A 2,963-nucleotide genomic window follows, 5' to 3' on the forward strand; every position below is an offset into this window, starting at 1 on the left:
ATTCTGAAGTTTTGAAGTTTGTGGCTAATCTGATTGACGCAAATTATGAAAGGCAACTTGTAAGATGTGATTTCGAGAATGAATATTTTGAGGGAGATCATAGATCAGATAAATTATTCATTTATGGTAAAGGTCAGTTAAATCTATCCAGTGATTTATTACTGCATCATAGTCCGAGTGATTATTTTATATACAAAACAGATGAATATGATTTTGATGCTTCAAATTATTCAGAACATTTGAATATTACAAATGTTGACCATTATGGTGGGAGTTTCAGTTTTTCGGGGATTTTAAAAACATACAATGGAGCAGATTATATTGAGTTTGGTGAAGCAGAGCTGTGTAATGAAATCCATTATTATTCTATAGAATACGATTCCGATGTCTGGTGTAAGTATGTTTTAGAGTCTTATAGATTTTATACTGTTAGTAGCTTTCAGACCGCATACTTAATGCTTTTTATTTCTTTAGACTCTTTAATTGAGTTAATCGTTGCTGAATTGCTGGATTTTTATCAGCATGAATTTCAAGAACAGGCAATTTTTGACATGAAAAACTATATTTATCAAGACAAGTATCCTGTCACTGAATTTATAAATAAATTCTTAATAGAAGACCCGCTTAATAAGATTTTGATTCAGTTGGATAATAAAAAGAGAAAGTTAATTGAACAGAAACTTGACCAAATTCTTGAATTGTGCACTGATTTTAGCAAGAAGCAAAGAGGCAAAGTAATTAAGACATTAACTTTTTTTGAAAAAGTACGTAATACGCTTGCTCATGGTAATACTATAAATATAAAGGAACTTAAGGAAGAATTTGCCATAGCTCAGAAATATATTGTCTATGATGAGATAAAATTTGACAAACTATTTATAGGTTTATTAATTGAGATAATGAAACTACTCAAGAATATATGCTGCAATATTGATGTTTTTGAGTACAAAAAAACAGGAATATCAAAAATTTGGAGATTAATACAATAGTATATTTCTAATTATTTTAGAAATATATTTTGTTCCACAATATAGAAGTTTGCTAGCACCACATGTTGAGGCGGTATCACTACTTGTACGAGCTGATACTTCAGCGAAGTAGAAATAGAATAGTAGTTTATATTTTTACAGAACATCTAGTAATTTTATAGTAAGCATTACGATCTGACAGGAGTCAATAACTTTTTAGAATATTATCTCAGTTAACGATTAAAATTCTAAGTTTAGAAAATAAAATGGTTTAATTATGTGCTTGTTATTGGACAGAATAACGAGCACATAAGAAGGGGAAAATTGCCTTCAAGTTTTAGATGGACTGAGGTAGAGTTGTCAGCGACTGTGACCGAATGGTTAAGGTCATTTTGTGGTTTTAGTGATATAATAAACAATATGAATAAGCTGTTTTGTGAGGACGAAATGACTGATAGTAAAAAAGTGAAGAAAGTTGAAATAGACTCTATAAAAATTGCCTTAGACAACGCAACAAACCTCTCTGAGAAGATAAAATTGGGACAAAATACTGGAGCTATTTCTGTTTTGGCTAATACCTTTAGTAACTTTCAAGCAGCAGTAAATACTTCTAATATTTCAGGAATCATTGTGGCTTCAAATGCATTAAGTGCATCTAAATTAGTGAATATTGCTAATTTGACAACTCCTTTAGCAAGTCTGACTTCATCAATTCAAGTGGACAAAAGTGCTATCAATGCCATGTCAGAAGTGATTGCTTCATACAATAAATGGATGGATTATTTATTTTCGTGATAGAAATGTTTATCAGCGTGTACTTACTGAGGAATGGAATGCCTTGGAGGACGAATGGATCGAGTTGCTTAGGGATAAACTAAACAATGAGGATTTTATTATTGCCTTACAAAATTCGCCGTGTTTCTTGGGTCCTCTAGTAAAATCAATGGTTGATTGCTACTTTAATCAAAACTACTATGCAGCATACACTCTGGGTAGTTTGGCAATTGATGGTGCATTAAATAGAATTTCAAAAATGATTTCTTCAAGGAAGACAATACTAGTTGGGTATAAAGCTGTTGAAGAAATTGATAGTATATTTATCGATAAGTCATTTAGCGATATAGGGCTAATGCATTTGTTATTTAATTTTTTCGAAGATACAAAAAGGTTTACGCTAGATGAACCCAATAGACACATGGTGGGACACGGTGTTGGGAAAAAGAAATCGACGAAACAGATTTTTTGAAGCCATTTAATACACTGTTGTACATTTGTGATGAGTATGATTATTGGGAAGAAATTATAGAGACTCTAGAGACTGAGAGATTAAAATAAATTTATGAGAGAGTTTAAGGTATGAAGTTTAGTAAAGTATTTAATATTATCTTGTCGCTTATAGCGCTAGTACTAGTACTATTTTTTAGGCAAGTTATAGTGAATTCAGTTGTTTCTACTAATTTGGAAGTTTCTCAACGGAATCTATATGTATTAACTATTATATTTTGGTTAGAAATACTCTCATTGTTAGTGATATATGATTTAGTAATTATTGAGTTATATAGTGGAGTAAGCTATTATTTGAGTAAACTAGGGCAATGGGCAGTAAGAACGAAAAAGGTGAGTATTGCGCTTTACACAATTAGATTAAATTATTATTTGTTAAGACTAAGTCGATTATTACGTGTAGGTTGGGTAACTTATGGTGGTGGTGAAAAAAGTTCAGTCTGGATAGGGTTATCTAAACTCTCCTTGACTCAGCTATCACTTAATATATTTAGACTTATAATAAGCACACCTATGTTCTTGGCATTTTTGTTTGCTTGTTTCTCTTTGAAAATATTGAAAGGAGATGTTGCCTATTATTTGCATAAACTTCAAGAATTTCTAAGAGGTATTTTACAAATAAAAGTAAATATTGGTGATATCTTTTCAAGATTACCAGCCCTTGTAGCTTTGATGACGATATTACCAATCGTCTTTTTCTTCTATTTCTAC

3 protein-coding genes and 1 pseudogene are annotated in these 2,963 nt (G+C 31.0%); all 4 read left to right on the forward strand.

The annotated features are described in order from the left end of the window. Positions 1-989, forward strand: a 989-nt coding sequence (locus D8872_RS10880; RefSeq protein WP_185761423.1) for a hypothetical protein, incomplete at its 5' end; no start/stop codon positions are given. Positions 990-1,415: 426 nt separating this feature from the next. Next, the gene (locus D8872_RS11060; protein ID WP_260470214.1) at positions 1,416-1,763 is read left to right on the forward strand and encodes a hypothetical protein; all 348 of its coding nucleotides are present in this window, start codon (positions 1,416-1,418) and stop codon (positions 1,761-1,763) included. Continuing rightward, positions 1,723-2,214, forward strand: a complete 492-nt coding sequence (locus tag D8872_RS11065; RefSeq protein ID WP_260471700.1) for a hypothetical protein — start codon at positions 1,723-1,725, stop codon at positions 2,212-2,214. Before D8872_RS11060 ends, D8872_RS11065 begins: the two co-directional genes overlap by 41 nt. A 110-nt stretch (positions 2,215-2,324) precedes the next feature. Continuing rightward, positions 2,325-2,963: pseudogene (locus D8872_RS10535) on the forward strand (hypothetical protein); the annotation flags it as partial.

The organism is Streptococcus cristatus, from assembly GCF_003943815.1.
Classification (GTDB): Bacteria; Bacillota; Bacilli; order Lactobacillales; family Streptococcaceae; genus Streptococcus; species Streptococcus cristatus_F.

What these genes read in the sequence shown, in the direction of transcription:
- D8872_RS11060 (WP_260470214.1), top strand. Translation starts at nt 1,416, where the DNA reads ATGACTGATAGTAAAAAAGTGAAGAAAGTTGAAATAGACTCTATAAAA.